The following is an 18,543-nucleotide window of genomic DNA, read 5'->3' on the forward strand; positions in this document are numbered from 1 at the left end:
CTTGCCCTCAGGGGTAGGGCGGGGTGCTGTCTGCGACGACGGCGCCCCGCTCGCCCACGGGACGGTCGGGCCCCACGGTGGAGTCGCGAACGGTCTGGCGCTCGGACTCCGCGTTCACCGCGGCGCCGACGATCACCAGGAAGACGCTGATCCAGAGCCAGAACATGCTGATCGCCACGCCGGCCAGGGAACCGTACGTCGACTCGTAGTTGCCGAGGCTCTGCACGTAGGCGAACAGTCCCAGCGACGTGGCCAGCCAGAGCAGGGTCGCGATGATGGCGCCCCCGCTGATCCATCGCCAGCGTGCCCGTCTCCGATCGGGTGCGAACCGGTAGAGCACGGCCAGCACCGCTGCCATGAGGACGGCGAGCCCGATCCAGGTGAGCACCGGCTCGAGCGCGCGCACCGGGTCCGGCGCCGATTCCAGGAGCCGTGACAGCACGCCACCCGCGGCGATGGCGCCGCCGAGGACCAGGGCGCCGCCCAGCACGAACACCAGGGCCAGCCCCGTGCGACGCAGGAATCCCCGTGTCTCCGTCTCGTGGTAGGCCAGGGTCAGTGCGTCGATGAGGTACGTGGCCGCGGTGGTCGCCGTCCAGAGTGCGACCACGAGGCCGGTGAGCCCCCGGAAGGTCAGGACCTGCGTGGAGGCGGTCGTGATCGTCGTCAGCTGCTCGGCGACGAGGGGTTCGAGTTCGGCGGGCAGCACGCGCGCGACGTCGGACAGCTGATCGAGCGCCTGCTCGGGGGTGTTCACGGCGCCGTAGACCGACACCGCGGTCACCAGCACGGGCGCGATGGAGAGCAGCGCGAAGAACGAGATGCCGGCACTGAGCACCATCAGCCGGTCGTGGAGCACGTGCCGCACCACGCGACGGAGTATTCGAGCCCAGTGCCGGACGGGGATCCGGTGCGGCGATCCGGCGTCGCTCGCCGCGCGTTCCGGCCCACGGGTCGTCGGCGTGTGAGGCATGGCGCTGACTCCATCAGCCTCCGACATGGCGGGTGTGTTCCCACGTCGTCCACCCGGCAAGCAGTCCACCGCTGCTGAACGACGGCTGCCAGGCGATTGTCCCCAGACGGTGGTGTCTGGGTACCCCGCCCCGTCAGGTGAGCACGTCGCGCCGACCCCGGCGGCGAGCCCCGAACCGGCGACCGCGGCCTCGGGTGCCGTGCCGGGGCTGCGCTCCACGAGCACGACGAAGCACGACAGGACGGTGACGGCGAGGGCGCCGCCGGCCGCCTGCCGCCCCGCGTGTGGCCCATCAGTGCTGCGACGGTCACGACCCTCGTCCAGCCAACGGTCAGCGTGACTGTCCGCGCGCGCGGCGTGGACCGCGAGGCGGGCGTTGATCAGGGAGAGGGACTAACACCGCCGTCCAGACCCGAGTGCCTTGCTGCAGCGGGGGCAGCGGCCGGGCTGGGCCCCGCCGCTGCGAACACCGGGTCCCGGCCGGGCATGAGGTGCTCGTTGACCTACCGACCGGCCGGTAGATAACTTTGTGGTCGAGCAGAACTCCGCCGCCGCGGGGTGACGCCGGTCTGCCGAATGCCATGGAGCCAGATCACCGATGAGCCGAAGCTTGCTGTTCTCCCCGTTCGACATCCGTGGGGTACGGGTCCGCAATCGAGTCGTCGTCTCGCCGATGTGGCAGTACGCCGGCCGAAACGGCTTTCCGACGGACTGGCACCTGATGCATCTGGGACGGTTCGCCGACGGCGGCGCGGGGATCGTGTTCCAGGAGGGAACCACGGTCGAACGACGCGGATGCGGGACCCGGGGAGACGTCGGCATCTGGGACGACGACTTCGTCGCGCCCCTCCAGCGGCTGGCGTCGGTCATCTCCGACAACGGGTCGGTCTCCGCCATCCAACTCATGCACGCAGGCCGGAAGGCGCGCATGAGCACGCCGATGGAGGGCCGCAAGCCACTGGAACGGTCGCCGGAGATTCCCGACTGGGACGAGTGGGAGATCGTGGCCCCGAGCGCGGTACCGCTCCGCGAAGGACTTGCCGCACCGCGCGCCCTGGCGCTGCACGAGGTCGAACAGGTCGTCCAGTCCTTCGTCGACGCCACGGCGCGCGCAGCGCGGGCGGGCTATCAGGTGGTCGAACTACATGCCGGCCACGGCTACCTGCTCCACCAGTTCCTCTCGCCGGTTACCAACCGCCGGACCGACCGGTACGGCGGGTCGCTGGAGAACCGTTCGCGGATCCTGCAGGAGATCGTCGAGGGCGTCCGGGCCGTATGGCCGCAGGACCGGCCGGTGTTCGTCCGGATGTCGGCGGCCGACGGGTCGGGCTGGGGGATCGAGGACACCATCACCGTGGGGCGGCGCCTGCTGGCGGCCGGGGTCGATGTGATCGACTGCTCGTCCGGTGGTCTGGTCGGTTCCCCCATGGACGCCGCGACACCACTGTCCTACGGCTACCAGGTTCAGTACGCGTCCGAAGTCCGCCGGGGGACCGGCGCCCCGACCATGGCCGTCGGTCTCATCGTCCATCCGGAGCACGCCGAACGCATCATCGCGGAGGGCCACGCCGACCTGGTGGCCGTAGGCAGGGAAGTTCTCTACAACCCGAACTGGCCGATCGACGCCGCTGTGAAGCTCGGCGTCGAGGACCCATTCTCCTTGGCGTCGCACCGCACCGCCTACTGGCTCCGGCGTCGCGCCGAGTCCGTCCCCGACCTCGTCCCGTCGACGTTCCTCCCGGGCGCGGGTAGCGGTGTGCTGGAAGGCCGGGGACCTAGACGGCCCCATCGGTCACGCCGCGGCGACCCGGCGTAGTGCATCGGCGATGGTGCTGCGGTCGGGCAGCCACTCCTGTTCCAGGGACGGGGCGTACGGCGCAGGGGTGAAACGTGCGCCGACTCGGACGACCGGGGCGTCGAGGGACCAGAAGCCGTCATCGACGGCCAGCGCTGCCAGCTCGGCTCCCACGCCGAAGTCTCGGACCGCCTCGTGGGCAACCACCATGCGATTGGTCTTCCGCAGCGAGGCAAGCACGGTCTCCCGGTCGAGCGGGACGATCGACCGCAGGTCGATGACCTCGACGCTGGTGCCCTCCTGCTCGAGCACGGCGGCGGCCGCGACAGCCTCGTGCACCATGCGCGAATAGCTGACCAACGTGATGTCGGTGCCCGGACGCACGACGCGAGCCCGGCCGAGTGGCACGAGGTGGGTCTCGCTCGGGCGCGGCCCCTTCCAGCCGTACTGGGACCGGTTCTCGACGAAGATCACCGGGTTGGGATCCCGGATGGCCGCGCGCAGCAGGCCGTAGGTCTCCGCCGGCGTCGAGGGCATCACCACCGACAGACCAGGGATGTGGGCGAGCAGGGCCTCGAGACTTTGTGAATGCTGGCTGCCGGAGGACCGGCCGGCGCCGAACTGGGTGCGGACGACGAGCGGAAGGCTCGCACGCCCTCCGGTCATGAACCGGAGCTTGGCCGCCTGGTTGAGGAGCTGGTCGAAGCAGACGCCCAGGAAGTCCATGTACATCAGCTCGACGACCGGGCGCATGCCGGCCATCGCCGCACCGACCGCAGCGCCGAGCAGAGCCGTCTCGGAGATGGGGCTGTCGAGGACCCGGTCCGGGAACTCCTCGAACAGACCGCGGGTGACGCCGAAGACGCCACCGCCGGCGCCGACGTCGATACCGGCGATGAAGACGTCGGGATCGGCGGCCAGCTCGTCACGAAGCGCCGAGCGAACGGCATCCATCGTCCGGAAGACCTCGCCGTCGTCACTCAGGGCGGTCTCGGTCACGATGGGACGGGGCGTCGACACGTGATCGAACAACGACTGCGGGGGCGGCTCGGGAGCCGCTCTCGCCACCGATACGGCGTGCTCGATCTCGGCCTCGATGTCGCCGTCGATCGCGGCGATGACGTCGGGGTCGGTGCCGGTGCCGGTGAGCCGACGGAGCAGGACCTGCAGCGGGTCCCGCCCCTTCCACTGGCCGACCTCGTCCTCGGTGCGGTACCGCTGCGGGTCGCCCTCGTAATGCCCGTGCCAGCGGTAGGTCTCGGCCTCGACCAGAACCGGGCCGGGGGAGTCCCGCAGCCGGGTGACCAGTCCGGTCATCAGTTCGGCGACGGCCACGACGTCGTTGCCGTCCACCCAGGCGTAGTCGATGCCGTATCCCGCGGCGCGGTCCTGGAGCGAACCCCGGGACTGCGTCGGTGCGGCCGAGAACTCGGCGTAGTGGTTGTTCTCGCAGAAGAAGACCACTGGCAGGTCCCAGACCGCGGCCAGGTTCACCGACTCGTGGAAGGCCCCCTGGGCGACGGCGCCGTCACCGAAGAAGGCGACGGCGATCCGGCCGGAGCCTCGCAGCCGGGCGGCGGTCGCGGCGCCGACGGCGATGGGCAGCCCGGCGCCCACGATGCCGTTGGCCCCGTAGATGCCCAGATCTGGGTCGGCGATGTGCATAGAGCCTCCGAGGCCCCGGCACGTGCCCGACTCGCGGCCCATGAGCTCGGCGAACATGGCCGTCATGTCCATTCCCTTGGCCAGGCAGTGGCCGTGTCCGCGGTGGTTGGACACGACGACGTCGTCCTGGTCGAGCGGCCAACTGGCGCCGACCGCGCAGGCCTCCTGGCCGATGGACAGGTGCAAGAAGCCGGGGACCTCGGTGGCCCGGTACAGCTCCGACGCCCGCTGCTCGAACCGTCGGATACGAGCCATCCGCCGGTACATCTCCAGCTGGTCGCTAGTCGTGGTTCGTCCCCAGGCTCAGGTAGCGTTCGGCGACCTCGGGATGGGCGTCGAACTCGTCCCAGCGGCCCTGGAACACCATGGTCCCGCTCTCGCTGGCGAGGACGCCGACCGTCTCGGTCACCTCTCGCGAGAACCACTGCTTGTGTTCGGCCACCACGATGGTCAGCGACAGCTGCCGGCGCAGATCCTTGATCGTGTCCACCAGGTCCTCGACGATTCGAGGGGCGAGCCCCTCGCTGGGCTCATCGAGCAGTAGGACGGACGGCCGGGCGCGAACCGCGCGCGCGATGGCCAGCATCTGCTGCTCGCCGCCGCTCAGGCGTCCGGCATCCCGGGTGCGCATGCCCGCGAGCAACGGGAACATGTCGTAGACGTCGTCGAGCGCGAGCTGCTTCGAGGCGGTCTTCTGGCTGGGCACCTCCAGGTTCTGGGTGACCGTCAGGCCCGGAAAGATCCGGCGGTCCTCGAAGACCAGCGCGAGCCCCCGGCGCGCGCGCTTGTAGGGGCTCTCACGCTGCACGTCGGTGCCGTTGAGCATCACCGTGCCGGTAGTCTTGGCCAGCAACCCCATCCCGCTGCGCAGGGTGGTGGACTTGCCCGCCCCGTTGCGACCGAGGATGGCCATGCCGTGGCCGCGACCCACCTCGAAGTTGAGCCCCTTCACGACGTGGCTGCTGCCGTAGTACGCGTGCAGGTCGCCGAGGGCGAACGCCACCGAGCCCGGTTCCGTGGCGCTCTGCCCCTGGATGGCCTCGGTACTCATGACGCCGCCTTTCCGAGGTATGCCTCTCGCACCGCCGGGTCGGATCGGACCTGATCCGGTTCGCCAGAGGCGATGACCACCCCGTCGGCCAGGACACTGACCTGCGACGCCAGACGGAAGACCGTCTCCATGTCGTGCTCCACGAGGAGCACCGTCAGGTCTGTCTCGGCATGGAGCCGGGCGAGCACGTCCGCGCAGCGCAGCACCTCGTCGGGCGACATCCCCGCCATGGGCTCGTCGAGCAGCAAGATGGACGGCTCCTGGGCAAGAGTCAGCGCCAGTTCCACCAGCTTGCGGTCGCCGTGCGCCAGCTCGGCCACCGGGCGCTCGAACAGCTGAGGGATACCGAGGGTCTCCAGCCGCTGGTGCGCCTCCTCCCGGACCCAGGACCGCGGGGACCCCACCCAGCGACCGTCGCGGCGGCTGCCGGAGTTCCGCCATCGGTCCGCCGCTTCCAGAGCGATGGTCAGGTTCTCCTCGACGGTCAGCCCGTTGAAGACGCGCGGGACCTGAAAGTTGCGCCCAACGCCGCGCTTGGTGAGGAGGCGGGGCGCGATGCCGGTGATGTCGTCCCCGCGCAGTTGCACCCGGCCGGCAGTCGGATCGATCTCTCCGCTGATGATGCGGAAGAGCGTCGTCTTGCCCGCGCCGTTGGGTCCGATGAGGGCGTGGATCTGGCCCTGCTGCACGCTGATGTTCACGTCGCGGAGTACGGGGGTGACCCCGTAGTTCTTGGCGATGCTCACCGCTGCGAGCGCGACCGGACGGTTCATCGGGACACGCCCTCTCCGGTGGGTGCCACAGCAGCGCCCGGATCGCTCTCGGTCGCCGGCTTGCGGCGACGGTCGAGAAGTGATCGGACGGCGCCCATGACGCCGCCTGGTGCGACGAGGATGACCAACAGCAGCAGCGCCCCGGTGAAGACGATCCGCCAGGACTCCAGGTCGCGAGCCAGGTAATCCAGAGTCGCGAAGAGGCCCGACCCCAGAACGGGTCCGAAGAACGAGTTCACCCCACCCAGCAGGGTCGCCAGGATCGGTTCGGCGGAGCGGGCCCAGCCTGCGTTGGCCGGCACCATGAGCCCGACCAGTGGCGCGAAGAGCGCGCCGGCCAGGGACGCGAAACCGGCGGAGATCGTGAAGGACGCCGCGCGGTACCTCTTCACCGGAACGCCGAGGTACGCGGCCCGGACGTCGTCCTCCCGGATGGCGTTCAGAGTTCTTCCGAAACGGGAGTAGGTGATCATCCGTAGCGCGGCGGCGCCAAGGCTGGCGACCACGACCAGGACCCAGTAGTAGACGACCGGGTCGGTCAGGTCCAGACCCAACCAGGTGCCGGCCGAGATGCCGGACAGACCGTTGTCACCACCGGTGACTTCGGTCCACTGCAGCAGGATGATGCGGATGATCTCGCCCAGCCCCAGCGTGAGGATGGCGAAGAAGATGCCCGATGCGCGCAACGCGACGGTGCTGAAGAGACCCCCTACCACGGGACCGGTCAGGCACGCCAGGAGGAGGGCCAACGGCCAGCTCAGGCCCGCGTCCAGCGCCAGGCCGATGGCGTACCCGCCGAGCGCGAAGAACGCCGCGTGCCCGAAGGAGATCAGGCCGGTCGTGCCGAAGAGCAGGTTGAGGCTCAGCGCCAGCAGGGCCGCGGTGACCGCGGCGCCCACGCGGAACATGATGCTCGAGGTGACCATGAAGGGCACGAGCAGGAGCGCGACCACCAGCACCAGCGCGGCGACCCCTTCCCAGCGGCTGCGCGTGCGGCCCGCCTGCCCCAGGACGGTCATGCCTTGGCTCCCATCAGGCCGGTGGGCTTGAGCACGAGGATCGCGATCAGGGCCACGAAGACTCCAACCTGGGGGACGTCGGGCAGGTAGGTGAACCACAGGGAGTCGGCGAGGCCCAGGATGACGGCCGCGATCCATGCTCCGGCCACGCTGCCGAGCCCCCCGAGCACGACGGCGACGAACGCCTGGATGATGAACAGATTGCCCAGTTCAGGCTGGAGCGCCTGGGCCGGTGCCAGCACCGCGCCGGCCAGGCCGGCGAGCATGCTGCCCACGATGAAGACGCCGGTGAGCACGAACGGCACGTTGACGCCGAGGGTCATGGCCGCATCCCGGTCGTGCGCCGCCGCCTTCGCCAGGTGGCCGAACGAGGTGCGCTGCAGCCAGTAGTAGAGGCCGCCGAGCGCCAGGAGCGCGACCGCGATGATGAACAGGGAGAGAGACGTGACCGACACCGGACCAAGGTCCACGCTGTCACGGAGGCCCCGCGGAGCGGGTGAACTCTTGGGATCCAGTCCCCAGATCAGTTGCAGTGCGCCGTCGAGGATGAGCAGCAGCGCGTAGGTGCCCAGGAGCATGTACTCGTGCCGGAGCGGATAGAACTTCCGGACGAACAGCACCTCGGCGATCGCCCCGAGCGCCGCTGCCACGGCGATCGCGACGAGCGCAGAGACGGCAAAGGCCCACCAGCTGGCGCCCAGCTGGGATGACACCGTGTACATCGTGTACGCACCGATGGCGAACACTCCGCCGTGCGCGAAGTTGAGCACGCCCCCGATGCCGAAGACCAGTGTGAGCCCGGCCGCGACCAGGAACACGATGGATCCCGAGGTCAGGCCGTTGATGCACGCGAGCAGAAACTCTGCCATTGCCGCCTCTGCGCTGTCGTCGCCGTATCAGGGGTGGGTCAGATCTCCGTTTCGGGGCCGTAATCGACAGCCTCGCCCGGCGTGGCCGGCTCGATGATGTCGGTTCCGTCGATGGTCCGCGTCTCGACGACCTCGAAGCCCTCGGGGCAGGTCTCGCAGCCGCGGAGGCGGACGAAGTTCACGTCCTTGACCGTCTGGTGGTCCTCGGCCCGCATGAGCCGCTCACCGCTCGGGGTCTCCCACTCGAGTCCTTCCAGGTTCTCGATCAGATCGTCGGTGGCCGTGCTGCCGCCGGCCTCGGCGGCCGCGGCCACGGCGAGCACCGCGGAGAAGGCCTCGCCGACGAAGCCGGTCGGCTCCACCCCGTGCTCCTCCATGTAGTTCTCGGCGATGAACGTGCTCATCTCGTTGTCATATGCGCCGTGGTACCAGTGGAAGGCCGTCCAGTGGTCCGGGGTCTGGGCCTTCATCGCCCGGGCCACGAAGAACTCGTTCGCCGAGTCCATCAGCAGTGTGTTCTCCCACAGCCCCATGGCCTGCGCCTGCTGGTAGGCGGTCACGGCGTCGTTCGCGTAGAGGGCACTGAAGACGCCCTCCGGCTGCTGCGACATGACGCTGGACATGGCGTTCCGGTAATCCGAGGCGCCAAAGGGGGCGAGGATTGGATCATTGATGGTCGCGTCGGGTGCGAAATCGTTGAGGCCCGACATGAACGAGCGCATGGTGCTCACGCCGTAGGCGTGGTCGGGTCCGACGAGCGACCACGAGTCCACGTCAGGAGCCACCTCGGTGGCCAGCTGCGCCTGAGCTCGCTGGCGCATGTACGGGTTGTCCGTCACGCGGAACACGTGCTCGTTGAAGTTCTCGTGGTTGACCTCCATGGCGTGCGCCGCGGTGGTCAGGAGCACGCTGTCGGTCTGCTGCATGACCGGGCCGAGGGCGAGAGCGACGGGGCTGTTCACCGTGCCGATGAAGATGTGCACGCCCTGGTCGGTGAGTTCACGCACGCCGGCGACGGCGACCTCGGGATCGGACTGGTCGTCGACGGTGGTCAGCTCAATCTCGCGATCGGTCCCGCCGTTCTCCTCGAGCCACTGGACGGCGAGCTCGGCGCCGATCGGGAACTCCGCACCGAAGAGGGCGGAGCCACCGCTCATGGGGCCGACGACGCCGATCCTGATCGGTCCATCGGCGGCCGCCTCGTCACCACCCCCGCCGGAGACGGCGCTGCCGCCGCAGCCGGCTACCAGCATTGCCGAAGTCACCAGGGCCGCGCCCGGAAGCGCCCTCCTGAACATGGACACGGGGACCGTCCTCTCAAAGACGTCGATGTCTACCTTCCGGCCGGAAGGTTTCTTCCGACCGACTGGTAGGGAGTATGGTGACGGTCACATCGGAGGGCAACCCTTCGAGTCCATCTCGAGACCCTCCGCTGGTCTACGGCAGTCTGCGCCTAGTCTTCGTGGCCCGGACACTCGGAAGGATCGGCAGTTATGACGGCGTCGTACGCGGCGGGCACTCCATGGCCACGGCGTCCTCCGGGCCCGAACCGTGCCGACGAGAGATACGCGCAGATCTATGAGACTGCCGCTCGGCTGTTCTACGAGAAGGGCTATTCCCGGACCTCGCTCCAGGACCTGGCCAACGCCGTAGGTCTGCAGAAGGGGAGCCTGTACCACTACATCGACTCCAAGGAGGACCTGCTTTTCGGCATCACGGAGTATGCCCACAACTTCTTCCTCCAACTGCTGGAGGGCGTCGACGAAGAGAATCTGTCTCCGCTGGCGAAGCTGGAGCGCATGTTGCGCCTGCACGCCGAGTTCGCGGCCGCCCACTTCCACGTCACAGCGGCCTTCTACAACGACCGGTCGGCGCTGTCCGAGGAGCGCCAGGAGCGTGTGGTGCAGACCCGCGACGCCTACGAGGCGAGGCTGCGCCAGCTCGTCCGGGACGGGCAGGCGGCTGGTGAGGTGGCCGCGGACGTCGACCCGCGAATGGCGGTCTTCGGGGTTCTCGGCATGATCAACTGGATCAACCAGTGGTACCGGCCTGAAGGACGGATGTCACCACAGGAGATCGCGACCGTGTTCGCGACCCTCAGCGTCCGTGCCCTGCGGCCGGTCTGCACCTGTACCGACGGGGACGGCGGACGTCAGGCGCCGTCGAGCGCGAAGGCGTCCCCGGCGGCTCCGTAGGCACACCAGCCCCCGTCCACCGGCAGCGAGACGCCGTTGATGTAGCCAGCAGCGTCCGAGGACAAGAAGAGGACCGCTGCGCTGATGTTGTGCGGTTCGCCCAGGTGGCCGGCGGGAATTCGTCGGCGGAGCACGGCTTCGTCCAGTCGACCCGCCGCGACGAGCGCATCCAGCATGGGGGTGCGGATGTACCCCGGCGCCACCGCGTTCACCGTGATTCCCCGGCCCGCCCACTCAGCGGCCATGGTCCGGGTCATCATGACGATGGCGGCCTTCGAGGCGCTGTACGCGTTTCGCATGGGCAGGCCGACGACGCCGGCGATAGACGCGATGTTGACGATGCGGCCCCGGGCCTGCGGTAGGAAGAAGTCCTTGGCGAACTGGCGGCTGCACAGGTAGGTGCCCCGGAGGCACACGTCCACGACCCGTTGCCAGTCGCCGAGCTCCTGCTCGATCGTGGGTGTCAGGCTGTCGGCGAGGCCGGCGTTGTTCACCAGCACGTCGACCGGCGCCGACTGCCGCCTCGCCAGCCTCGACAGGCTCTGTATCGACGCCTCGTCGGCGACGTCACCGCCGTGTGCGACCGCTGTTCCTCCGGAGGCCTCGATCTCGCCCCCCACCTGCTCGGCCGCGTCGAGTCGGACGTCGTTGATGATCACGGTGCAGCCCTCGGCCGCGAAGGACAGGGCGATGTCCCTGCCGATCCCGCTGCCCGCGCCCGTGACGACGACGGTGCGCCCTGCGGCGGTCACTCGGTCAGCCGGTCGCGCAGGCGGAATTTCTGGATCTTTCCGCTGGCGGTCTTGGGCAGCTGGTCCACGAGCACGAGGCGTTCGGGCAGCTTCTGGTTGGCGATGCCGTGGGACTTCAGGAACGCCACCAGTTCCGGCAACTCGAGTTCGGCTCCGTCCTCGGGCACCACCACGGCACAGATCCGCTCCACCATCACGGGGTCGGGGTATCCGACGACGGACACCTCGGCGACCTTCGGATGCTCGAAGATGAGGTCCTCGACCTCCTTGGCGCTGATGTTCTCGCCGCCACGGATGATAATGTCCTTGATCCGGCCGGTGATGGACAGGAACCCCTCGGCGTCGGCCACTGCGACGTCCCCGGTGTGGAACCAGCCGTCGGGGGTGAAGCTGTCGGTGTTGAGCTCCTCGTCGAGATAGCCCAGGAAGAGCTCCGGCCCCCTGACCTGGAGCTCGCCCTCGACTCCGGGCGGAGCCTCCTCGCCGTCCAGGGCGACGATCCGGACCTCTGCGGCGGCGATGCGCCGGCCGTCGGTGGTGGCCCGCTTCTCCAGCGGATCCCGTGGGCCGCTGGACATGGCGGTCGGAAACTCGGTGGACCCGTACACGCGGGTGACGAACGTGCCGAGCCGGTCGGTCGCCTTCCGGATGAGGTCGGGCGGCACATCGGCGCCGCCGCAGGCGAACACCCGCAGGGGGCTGGCTGTCCCGGCGCCGGATCGGTTGAGGACGCCGTGCAGGAACGGTGTGGCCCCGACGCAGAACGTGCACCGGTACTGCTCGATGAGTGCCACGGCCTCGTCCGCGTCCCAGATGTCCTGCAGGACGACGGTGCTGCCGAGCATGAAGGGCAGCTGCATGCCGTACAGGAGTCCGGTGATGTGCGTGATCGGGGAGGGCATGAAGATGACGTCGGACTGCCCGAGTTCGAACAGGTCGATGATGCTGCGGTTCTCGTAGTCCAGCGTGTTGTGCGTGTGCAGGGCGCCTTTCGGCGCCGATGTCGTCCCGGAGGTGTAGAGCAGGAGCACGACGTCGTTCGCGGAGCGATCCGGTTCGGGCGTCGACGGTACGGCCCGCTCCATGAGCGCATCGAAGGACAGCACGCCGTCGCGTTCACCTCCCACGACGATCACATCGCCCAGATCAGGCAGGTCGGGCAGGAGCTTCTGCGCCATGTCGACGTAGTCGAAGGTGCGGAAGGATGCCGGGACGAAGAACAGGCGGGATCGCGCCTGCTGGAGGATGAAACTCACTTCGCGCTCGCGGTAGATGGCGACGATGGGGTTGCTGACCGCCCCGATGCGCAGCGCCGCCTGGTGGAGAACGATGCCTTCCAACCAGTTGGGGAGTTGCCAGGACACCGCCTCGCCGCGTTGCACACCGAGCTCGCGCAGCATCGAGGCCACACGGGACACCGCGTCGTCGACTTCGCGGAAGGTCCAGGAGCGGCCGCGGTCGACGACGGCGAGGTCGTCGGGGAACCGCCGGGCCGCCTCGGTGAGGTGATCGTCGATCAGCCGGTCTTCCCACAGGGTTGGCCGGGTGTACCGCTCGACCAGTTCCCGGGTCAACCTCGGGGCGCGCATGGCTGCTCCCTCTCTCGGCGGTCGGGCGTCATGCGGTCAGCTTGCGCCGGCCGATCTCGATGGCGAGTTCGCGCTCGTCGCCGTACCAGGTGCGGAGCGACAGCGCGCGCTTGTAATACCAGTGCAGGTCGTACTCGTAGGTGAATCCGATCCCGCCGTGCATCTGGAGCGCGTTCTCGCAGGCGAACCGCGCCGTCTCCGCCGCCGTGGCCTTGACCGTCATGGCGGCGACCTCGAGTTCCTCTGGCGTGAGCGATGCCGAGTCGGCCGCGACGGCCTCGCAGAAGTTCTCCAGCAGGATCACCCGCTGGGCCACCGACGCGGCGATGTGGCGGATCGCCTGGAAGGTCGCGATCGCGCGGCCGAACTGTTCCCGCTGCTGGATGTACTCCAGGCTCATCTCGAGTACGTGCCGGGCGATCCCGGCGAGCTCTTCGGCGATCAGCAGCCGATGCCAGGCCCGCAGCTGCAGGACCACCGACGCTGCGGCGGAACCGCGGGCGAGCACGTCGCCGGGTCCGGCCTCGACGCCGTCGAAACGCACGTGAGCGAAGGAGGCGCCCGGATCGACGCTGGGCCGCTCGGTGACGGTGATCCCGGCCCGGGTGGCGGGCACCAGGGCGACCACGGACTCGGTGCCGTCCTGTGCGACCACGACGATCTCGTCGGCGCCGGCGCCGAACCGCACCAGCTCCATCGACCCGTCGAGCCGGTCGGACCCGTGGCGCAGCTCGCCCGTGGCCTGCCGCCAGTCGTTGGTGACCCCGGGGTCGGCCACGGCGATCCGCGTCCCACCCGACGAGACGTCCTGCAGGCGGGAGCGGAGCCCGTCGCCCTGCGGGACCGCGGACAGCAGTAGACCGGGGACCAGCATCTGCTCGAGCATCGGGCCGGTGAGGAGCTCCCGTCCGAAGAGCCTGAACACTGGCGCAAGCTCTGCGGGGTGCAGCCCGAGGCCGTCCTGCTCCTCGGGGGCGACGAGGGAGTACCAGCCCAGCCGGCCGACGTCCTCGACCAGCTCGTCATCCGAGCCGTTGGCGTGCAGCATGGCCAGCCGTCGGTCGGCCGTGAAGGACCGCTTCAGGTACTCGCTCACCGGGGCGACGAGCCCGCTGTTCGTGTCAGCCACGAGGCAACCCCAGCAATCTCTCGGCGATGATGTTGCGCTGGACCTGGGACGTGCCGCCGTAGATGGAGGCGGCGCGGGAGTAGTAGTGCTCCTTGGTCCAGCGAGCGGCGTCGAGCCCGAGCGGACGTGCGTCCGTGACGTTGCGCAGCGGGCCGAGCAGGTCGGTGATCGAGGTGTACATCAGCTGTTCGGTCTCGTTGAGGCTCAGCTTGTCGACCGAGTCGTAGGCGCTGGGCCCCTCGCCGTTCATCTTCCGTTCCATGGTCTTGCGCGTCTGCCCCTCGAGCCCTTGGACGGCGGTGTAGGCGCGCCCCACCTGCTCGCAGACGTGATCGTCGGGCCGGTTCCCGGACGCCGCGAAGTGACTGCGGAGCTCCTGGACCGCATCCTCGACGGCCACCTCGTACTCGACACATCGGCGAAGGGTGTAGGAGCCCCGCTCGTCCCCGAGCGTGTGTTGGGCGATCGACCATCCGGCGTTGAGCTCACCCACGAGGTTGCTCACCGGCACGCGGACGTCCTCGAAGAAGACCTCGCAGAACTCCTCGTCGCCCGTCATCTGGACCAGCGGCCGAACCGTGACCCCCGGCGTCGACATGTCGACGAGGATGTAGCTGATGCCCTTGTGCTTGGGGGCATCGGGATCGGTCCGGGCCAGCAGCGCGCACCACTGGGCCTTGTGCGCCCACGAGGTCCAGACCTTCTGACCGTCGATGACGAACTCGTCACCCTCGACCCGCGCGCGGGTGCGCAGCGACGCGAGGTCGGAGCCGGAGTTCGGCTCGGAGAACCCCTGGCACCAGATGTCGTCACCGGAGAGCAGGCGGGGCAGGAGCGTCGCTTTCTGCTCCGGGCTGCCGTAGTGGTCGATCGATGGGCCGACCACGTCCAGGCCGATGAGCCCGATGGGCTGAGGTGCGCCGGCCCGGGCCAGTTCCTCGGCGAAGACCATCTGGTGCAGCGGTGTGAGCCCCTGCCCCCCGGCCTCACGAGACCAGGAGATCCCGATCCAGCCGGCGTCGAAGAGGGCTCGCTGCCACTGGCGGAGGACGGCGAAGCGCCCGTCGAGGTCGAGCGGCACGTCAGGCTTCTCCACCTGTGCCAGCCAGCTCCGCACGGATGCGCGGTAGTCCTCCAGGGAGGGAGCGTCGTGGTTCGTCTCGGTCACGACAGCCGCCTCACTTGCCGGTGTACTGCGGCTCACGCCGCTCGAAGAAGGCCTGGACGGCTTCCTTGGCGTCCTCGGTCCCGGACAACTCGGCGGTGAGGCTCTGCTCGAACTGGTAGCCCGACTTCAGGTCCATGTACTCGATCTGGTTCAGGCTGCGCTTGGCGATCTTGATAGCGACGGGGCTGTGTCGGGTGATCCGGTGCGCCAGTCGGGTGGCCGCCTGCTCCAGCTCCTCCGAGGAGACGATGCTCGCGATACCGCCGTACTGGACCAGATCCTCCGCCGGAATCAGGTCCGCCGTGTAGTGCATGAGCCGGACGACGCCCTGCGGTACCAGTCGCGACATGTGCTTGGCGCCGCCCATCACTCCGACCCCGATCTCGGGAAGGCTGAAGCGCGCACCTTCGGCGGCGACGACGAGATCGCAGGAGGCGGCCAGGGCCACCCCGGTACCGACCGCGACGCCCCGTACCGCGGCGATGACGGGAAGAGCCGAGTCGTAGATCGCCCAGAACGCCTCGCGCACCGCCATCATCCGGGGGCCCGAGTTCTGCGGGCTGAGGGTTTTGAACTCCTCAAGGTCATTGCCGCCGCAGAAGTGCTTGCCCTCACCGACGAGGACGACAGCGCGCGCGTCGGGGGCGTACTCCTCGATCCGCGAGAACAGCCGCTTTATCTCGGCGTACATCGGTTGGTTCACCGCGTTCACGGGAGGCCGTCTCATGGTGACGGTCGTCACGTGGTCCTCGGTGACGACGTCAAGGAACTCGAACCCGGCCACTCAACTCTCCGTCCGTCGACCTTCCAGTCGGTCGAAATCTCCCGACCGATTGGGAGGTTGCCATCGCCGAGGTCGAGAAGCAATAGAGGGGCGCGCCTCCGGAGCGGTGCGCGGCCCGGCACTGCACGACCGGCAGGACGTCAGTGTCCGGTGTAGCGCGGCGGGCGCTTCTCGCGATAGGCCTCGAGCGCCTCGGCCATGTCGGCGGTCCGGCTGGTGAGCACCTGATTGTGGTTCTCCAGCTCCAACGCCGCCTCGAGCGACGGCGCATCGACGTTGATCTGCACGACCTGCTTGGTCAGTCGCACCCCGAGAGGGCTGTTGCCCGCGATGACCTCTGCGAGGTCGAGCGCCTCATCCACCAGGTTCTCCCCGCCGACCACGAGGTTCACCAGACCGATCCGCGCAGCTTCCTCCGCCGCGACGAGGCGACCGGTCAGCAGGATCTCGTAGGCCTGCCCCAGGCCGACGATCCGGGGAAGCATCCACGAGCTGCCGCAGTCACCACCGGTCAGGCCGATCTTGATGAATGCTGCGTTGAAGCGGGCCTCGGGAGCCGCGTACCGGATGTCCGCGGCCAGGGCCAGCGAGAAGCCGGCTCCGGCCGCCGGCCCGTTGACAGCGGCGATGACCGGTTGGGGCAGTCGCCGGAATGCTGCCACGGCGTCGGCCCACGACTCCTGCCCGTCGAGCATCTCCGTGGTGGTCATCCCCGGCAGCGTGTCCGCCGCGTCCAGGTCGAGGCCGGCGCAGAACCCGCGCCCAGCACCCGTGAGGACGACCACGCGGACCGTGTCGTCATCCGCCGTGGTGTCGCAGAAGGAGCGAAGCGCACGGAACATGTCGAAGGTCAGCGCGTTCAGACGGCCCGGTCTGTTGAGAGTGACCAGCACGATGCCGTCTCGCGGCCGGGTCACGATCAGCGTCTCGTCACTCGACATCTCACTGACTCCCTCGAACGTGGACGCAAGGTCCACAAGCTACGGGGAGGTGGACAGCCGCCTGTGCTGGACACCTCGACTCCCCGGCCCGCATGATGGCCGGCACGCCGCCATGGTTCGCGACGGGCCTCGTCCTTCGGCACCGCCGGTCAACGCCCTACGTCCCGCAAGGAGCCCTGGGTGAGGGGACTCATGATGGATCGGCCGCTGTTGCTGCGGTCGTTCCTCCAACGCAACGAGCAACTCCATGGTCGCCGCACGGTCTCCGCCGTGGCCGACGACGGGCTCGTGACGCGCACGTACGCCGACATCGGGCGACGCGCCCGCCTGCTGGCGTCGGGACTGGCGGGGATCGGCATCGGCACAGGTGACCGCGTCGCCACGATCGGCTGGAACACGCTGACGCATTTCGAGGCCTACTTCGCCGTTCCGTGCATGGGGGCGGTGCTGCACACCGTCAACTTCCGGCTCTTTCCCGACCAGGTGGCCTACATCCTTGGCCACGCCGGCAGCAGGGCCGTGCTGATCGACGCCGACCAGTGGCCGCTGCTCGAACAGGTCATCGATCGTTGTCCGGACCTGCAGACGATCGTCGTCATGAACGGCCCACCGCCCGGGAGCCGGCTGGCCGGGCGGGCGGTCCACGGCTACGAGGATGTCATCGCCGCCGGGGATGCCGACTACGACTTTCCCGAGTTCGACGAGAACACCGCTGCCGGCCTCTGCTACACGTCAGCGACGACCGGCAATCCCAAGGGGGTCCTCTACTCGCACCGGAGCATGGTGCTGCACAGTCTCGCGCACTGCCTGGCCGACGCCTTCGGTCTCAGCGAGCGGATGCGGATCCTGGTCGCGACGCCGATGTTCCACGCAAACGCGTGGGGAATTCCCCACTCTGCGGCGCTGACGGGCGCGGTGCTGGTACTCCCGGGGCGGGCCCCGGATGCGGCGCGCCTGGTCGGCCTGGTCGAGGACCTGCAGGTCACGCACCTCTGCGGGGCCGTCTCCGTTGGCGTGATGATCCGGGACTTCGTCGATCCAGCGGCCGCGCGGCACGACCTGACCAGCCTCGAGGCTGTCTGGCTCGGCGGGCAGGCGCCGACCGAGGCGCTGGTCCGGTGGTTCGAGGAGCACGCCGGTGCCGAGGTGTGGCAGGGGTGGGGGATGACCGAGGCATCACCCTTGGCGACGTTCAACCACGTCGACCACGACCTACGGGCGGAGCCGACGGAGGACCGCCACCGTCGGGCGCTGCGACAAGGGGCGCCCCTGCCGCTGGTCGAGCTGGCACTCGTGGACAAGGACGGGCACTCGGTGCCCTGGAATGGCACATCGGTCGGAGAGTTCCGGCTGCGCGGTCCGTGGATAGCCCGGGAGTACTTCGACGATCCCGAGCGCACCGCGGAGGTGTTCGTCGACGGCTGGTATCGCACGGGGGACGTGGGCGTGGTGGACCCCGACGGGTACATGCGGCTCCACGACCGGGAGAAGGACCTCATCAAGAGCGGGGGAGAGTGGATCTCCTCGGTGGAACTGGAGAACGCGCTGCAGGCGCACCCGGGTGTGTCCGAGGCTGTCGTCGTCGCCGTGCCGCACGAGAAGTGGCGGGAACGTCCGCTCGCCTGCATCGTGCCGGCCGACCGGGCGAATCCTCCCGACCCCGCCGAGCTGGATGATTTCCTGGCGGCGCGGGTAGCCAAGTGGTGGATCCCCGACCGGTACGAGTTCGTGTCGTCGATTCCCAAGACGGGGGTGGGGAAGACCGACAAGAAGCAGGTCCGCGAGCAGTTCCGGTCCTGATCAGCCGGATGTGCCCACCGATGCCGGCTACTTCAGGATG

Annotated in this window: 16 protein-coding genes; 3 read left to right on the forward strand and 13 right to left on the reverse strand. The window is 68.9% G+C overall.

Going from position 1 to position 18,543, the window contains the following annotated elements; genetic code table 11:
- Nucleotides 1-7 precede the first annotated feature (7 nt).
- Entirely contained in the window at nt 8-1,000 is a 993-nt protein-coding gene (locus tag FHU33_RS10940) for a YihY/virulence factor BrkB family protein (protein ID WP_342778642.1), read from the reverse strand.
- A gap of 571 nt (nt 1,001-1,571) precedes the next feature.
- Between FHU33_RS10940 and FHU33_RS10945 the strand changes: the two genes are divergently transcribed.
- Nucleotides 1,572-2,789 (forward strand): oxidoreductase, encoded by a 1,218-nt coding sequence (locus FHU33_RS10945; protein ID WP_142025393.1) that lies wholly within the window; start codon nt 1,572-1,574, stop codon nt 2,787-2,789.
- On the opposite strand, the gene FHU33_RS10950 is transcribed toward FHU33_RS10945, so the two are convergent.
- The 6 genes from FHU33_RS10950 to FHU33_RS10975 are packed head-to-tail and all read right to left on the reverse strand — an operon-like array spanning nt 2,766 to nt 9,410.
- A complete protein-coding gene (locus FHU33_RS10950) occupies nt 2,766-4,688 on the reverse strand; it encodes an alpha-ketoacid dehydrogenase subunit alpha/beta (RefSeq protein ID WP_211355071.1) in 1,923 nt (640 codons plus the stop codon). The genes FHU33_RS10945 and FHU33_RS10950 overlap by 24 nt on opposite strands.
- Nucleotides 4,689-4,713: 25 nt before the next feature.
- Nucleotides 4,714-5,484, reverse strand: a complete 771-nt coding sequence (locus FHU33_RS10955; RefSeq protein ID WP_142025395.1) for an ABC transporter ATP-binding protein — start codon at nt 5,482-5,484, stop codon at nt 4,714-4,716.
- Entirely contained in the window at nt 5,481-6,257 is a 777-nt protein-coding gene (locus FHU33_RS10960) for an ABC transporter ATP-binding protein (protein WP_142027091.1), read from the reverse strand. The genes FHU33_RS10955 and FHU33_RS10960 overlap by 4 nt, the downstream gene beginning before the upstream one ends.
- Nucleotides 6,254-7,276 (reverse strand): branched-chain amino acid ABC transporter permease, encoded by a 1,023-nt coding sequence (locus FHU33_RS10965; RefSeq protein WP_170182411.1) that lies wholly within the window; start codon nt 7,274-7,276, stop codon nt 6,254-6,256. The genes FHU33_RS10960 and FHU33_RS10965 overlap by 4 nt, the downstream gene beginning before the upstream one ends.
- A complete protein-coding gene (locus tag FHU33_RS10970) occupies nt 7,273-8,145 on the reverse strand; it encodes a branched-chain amino acid ABC transporter permease (RefSeq protein ID WP_142025397.1) in 873 nt (290 codons plus the stop codon). Before FHU33_RS10970 ends, FHU33_RS10965 begins: the two co-directional genes overlap by 4 nt.
- A 38-nt stretch (nt 8,146-8,183) precedes the next feature.
- Nucleotides 8,184-9,410, reverse strand: a complete 1,227-nt coding sequence (locus tag FHU33_RS10975; RefSeq protein ID WP_170182412.1) for an ABC transporter substrate-binding protein — start codon at nt 9,408-9,410, stop codon at nt 8,184-8,186.
- Between the two features lie 228 nt (nt 9,411-9,638).
- Here FHU33_RS10975 and FHU33_RS10980 point away from each other — a divergent pair, with 228 nt between their 5' ends.
- Complete coding sequence (locus FHU33_RS10980; protein WP_142025399.1) at nt 9,639-10,340, forward strand: TetR/AcrR family transcriptional regulator; 702 nt, start codon at nt 9,639-9,641, stop codon at nt 10,338-10,340.
- Here FHU33_RS10980 and FHU33_RS10985 read toward each other — a convergent pair.
- The 6 genes from FHU33_RS10985 to FHU33_RS11010 form a co-directional block, all read right to left on the reverse strand.
- Nucleotides 10,298-11,092: an SDR family NAD(P)-dependent oxidoreductase gene (locus FHU33_RS10985; RefSeq protein WP_170182413.1), complete on the reverse strand. Its 795-nt coding sequence runs from the start codon at nt 11,090-11,092 to the stop codon at nt 10,298-10,300. The genes FHU33_RS10980 and FHU33_RS10985 overlap by 43 nt on opposite strands.
- Complete coding sequence (locus FHU33_RS10990; RefSeq protein WP_142025400.1) at nt 11,089-12,681, reverse strand: AMP-binding protein; 1,593 nt, start codon at nt 12,679-12,681, stop codon at nt 11,089-11,091. Before FHU33_RS10990 ends, FHU33_RS10985 begins: the two co-directional genes overlap by 4 nt.
- A gap of 28 nt (nt 12,682-12,709) precedes the next feature.
- Complete coding sequence (locus FHU33_RS10995) at nt 12,710-13,810, reverse strand: acyl-CoA dehydrogenase family protein (protein WP_142025401.1); 1,101 nt, start codon at nt 13,808-13,810, stop codon at nt 12,710-12,712.
- Entirely contained in the window at nt 13,803-14,978 is a 1,176-nt protein-coding gene (locus tag FHU33_RS11000) for an acyl-CoA dehydrogenase family protein (RefSeq protein WP_211355072.1), read from the reverse strand. Before FHU33_RS11000 ends, FHU33_RS10995 begins: the two co-directional genes overlap by 8 nt.
- Nucleotides 14,979-14,988: 10 nt before the next feature.
- Nucleotides 14,989-15,720: an enoyl-CoA hydratase-related protein gene (locus tag FHU33_RS11005; RefSeq protein WP_211355073.1), complete on the reverse strand. Its 732-nt coding sequence runs from the start codon at nt 15,718-15,720 to the stop codon at nt 14,989-14,991.
- A 182-nt stretch (nt 15,721-15,902) separates the two neighbouring features.
- Nucleotides 15,903-16,703, reverse strand: coding sequence for an enoyl-CoA hydratase/isomerase family protein (locus tag FHU33_RS11010; protein ID WP_142025403.1), 801 nt, complete (start codon nt 16,701-16,703; stop codon nt 15,903-15,905).
- A 180-nt stretch (nt 16,704-16,883) separates the two neighbouring features.
- Between FHU33_RS11010 and FHU33_RS11015 the strand changes: the two genes are divergently transcribed.
- Nucleotides 16,884-18,503, forward strand: coding sequence for a long-chain fatty acid--CoA ligase (locus FHU33_RS11015; RefSeq protein WP_142025404.1), 1,620 nt, complete (start codon nt 16,884-16,886; stop codon nt 18,501-18,503).
- Nucleotides 18,504-18,543: the final 40 nt, after the last annotated feature.

The organism is Blastococcus colisei (assembly GCF_006717095.1).
Lineage (GTDB): Bacteria > Actinomycetota > Actinomycetes > Mycobacteriales > Geodermatophilaceae > Blastococcus_B > Blastococcus_B colisei.

Bases quoted from the DNA above. Each gene is read 5' to 3' on its own strand.
- FHU33_RS10940 (WP_342778642.1), bottom strand. From the start codon at position 1,000: ATGTCGGAGGCTGATGGAGTCAGCGCCATGCCTCACACGCCGACGACC.
- FHU33_RS10945 (WP_142025393.1), top strand. From the start codon at position 1,572: ATGAGCCGAAGCTTGCTGTTCTCCCCGTTCGACATCCGTGGGGTACGG.
- FHU33_RS10950 (WP_211355071.1), bottom strand. From the start codon at position 4,688: ATGGCTCGTATCCGACGGTTCGAGCAGCGGGCGTCGGAGCTGTACCGG.
- FHU33_RS10955 (WP_142025395.1), bottom strand. From the start codon at position 5,484: ATGAGTACCGAGGCCATCCAGGGGCAGAGCGCCACGGAACCGGGCTCG.
- FHU33_RS10960 (WP_142027091.1), bottom strand. From the start codon at position 6,257: ATGAACCGTCCGGTCGCGCTCGCAGCGGTGAGCATCGCCAAGAACTAC.
- FHU33_RS10965 (WP_170182411.1), bottom strand. From the start codon at position 7,276: ATGACCGTCCTGGGGCAGGCGGGCCGCACGCGCAGCCGCTGGGAAGGG.
- FHU33_RS10970 (WP_142025397.1), bottom strand. From the start codon at position 8,145: ATGGCAGAGTTTCTGCTCGCGTGCATCAACGGCCTGACCTCGGGATCC.
- FHU33_RS10980 (WP_142025399.1), top strand. From the start codon at position 9,639: ATGACGGCGTCGTACGCGGCGGGCACTCCATGGCCACGGCGTCCTCCG.
- FHU33_RS10990 (WP_142025400.1), bottom strand. From the start codon at position 12,681: ATGCGCGCCCCGAGGTTGACCCGGGAACTGGTCGAGCGGTACACCCGG.
- FHU33_RS11010 (WP_142025403.1), bottom strand. From the start codon at position 16,703: ATGTCGAGTGACGAGACGCTGATCGTGACCCGGCCGCGAGACGGCATC.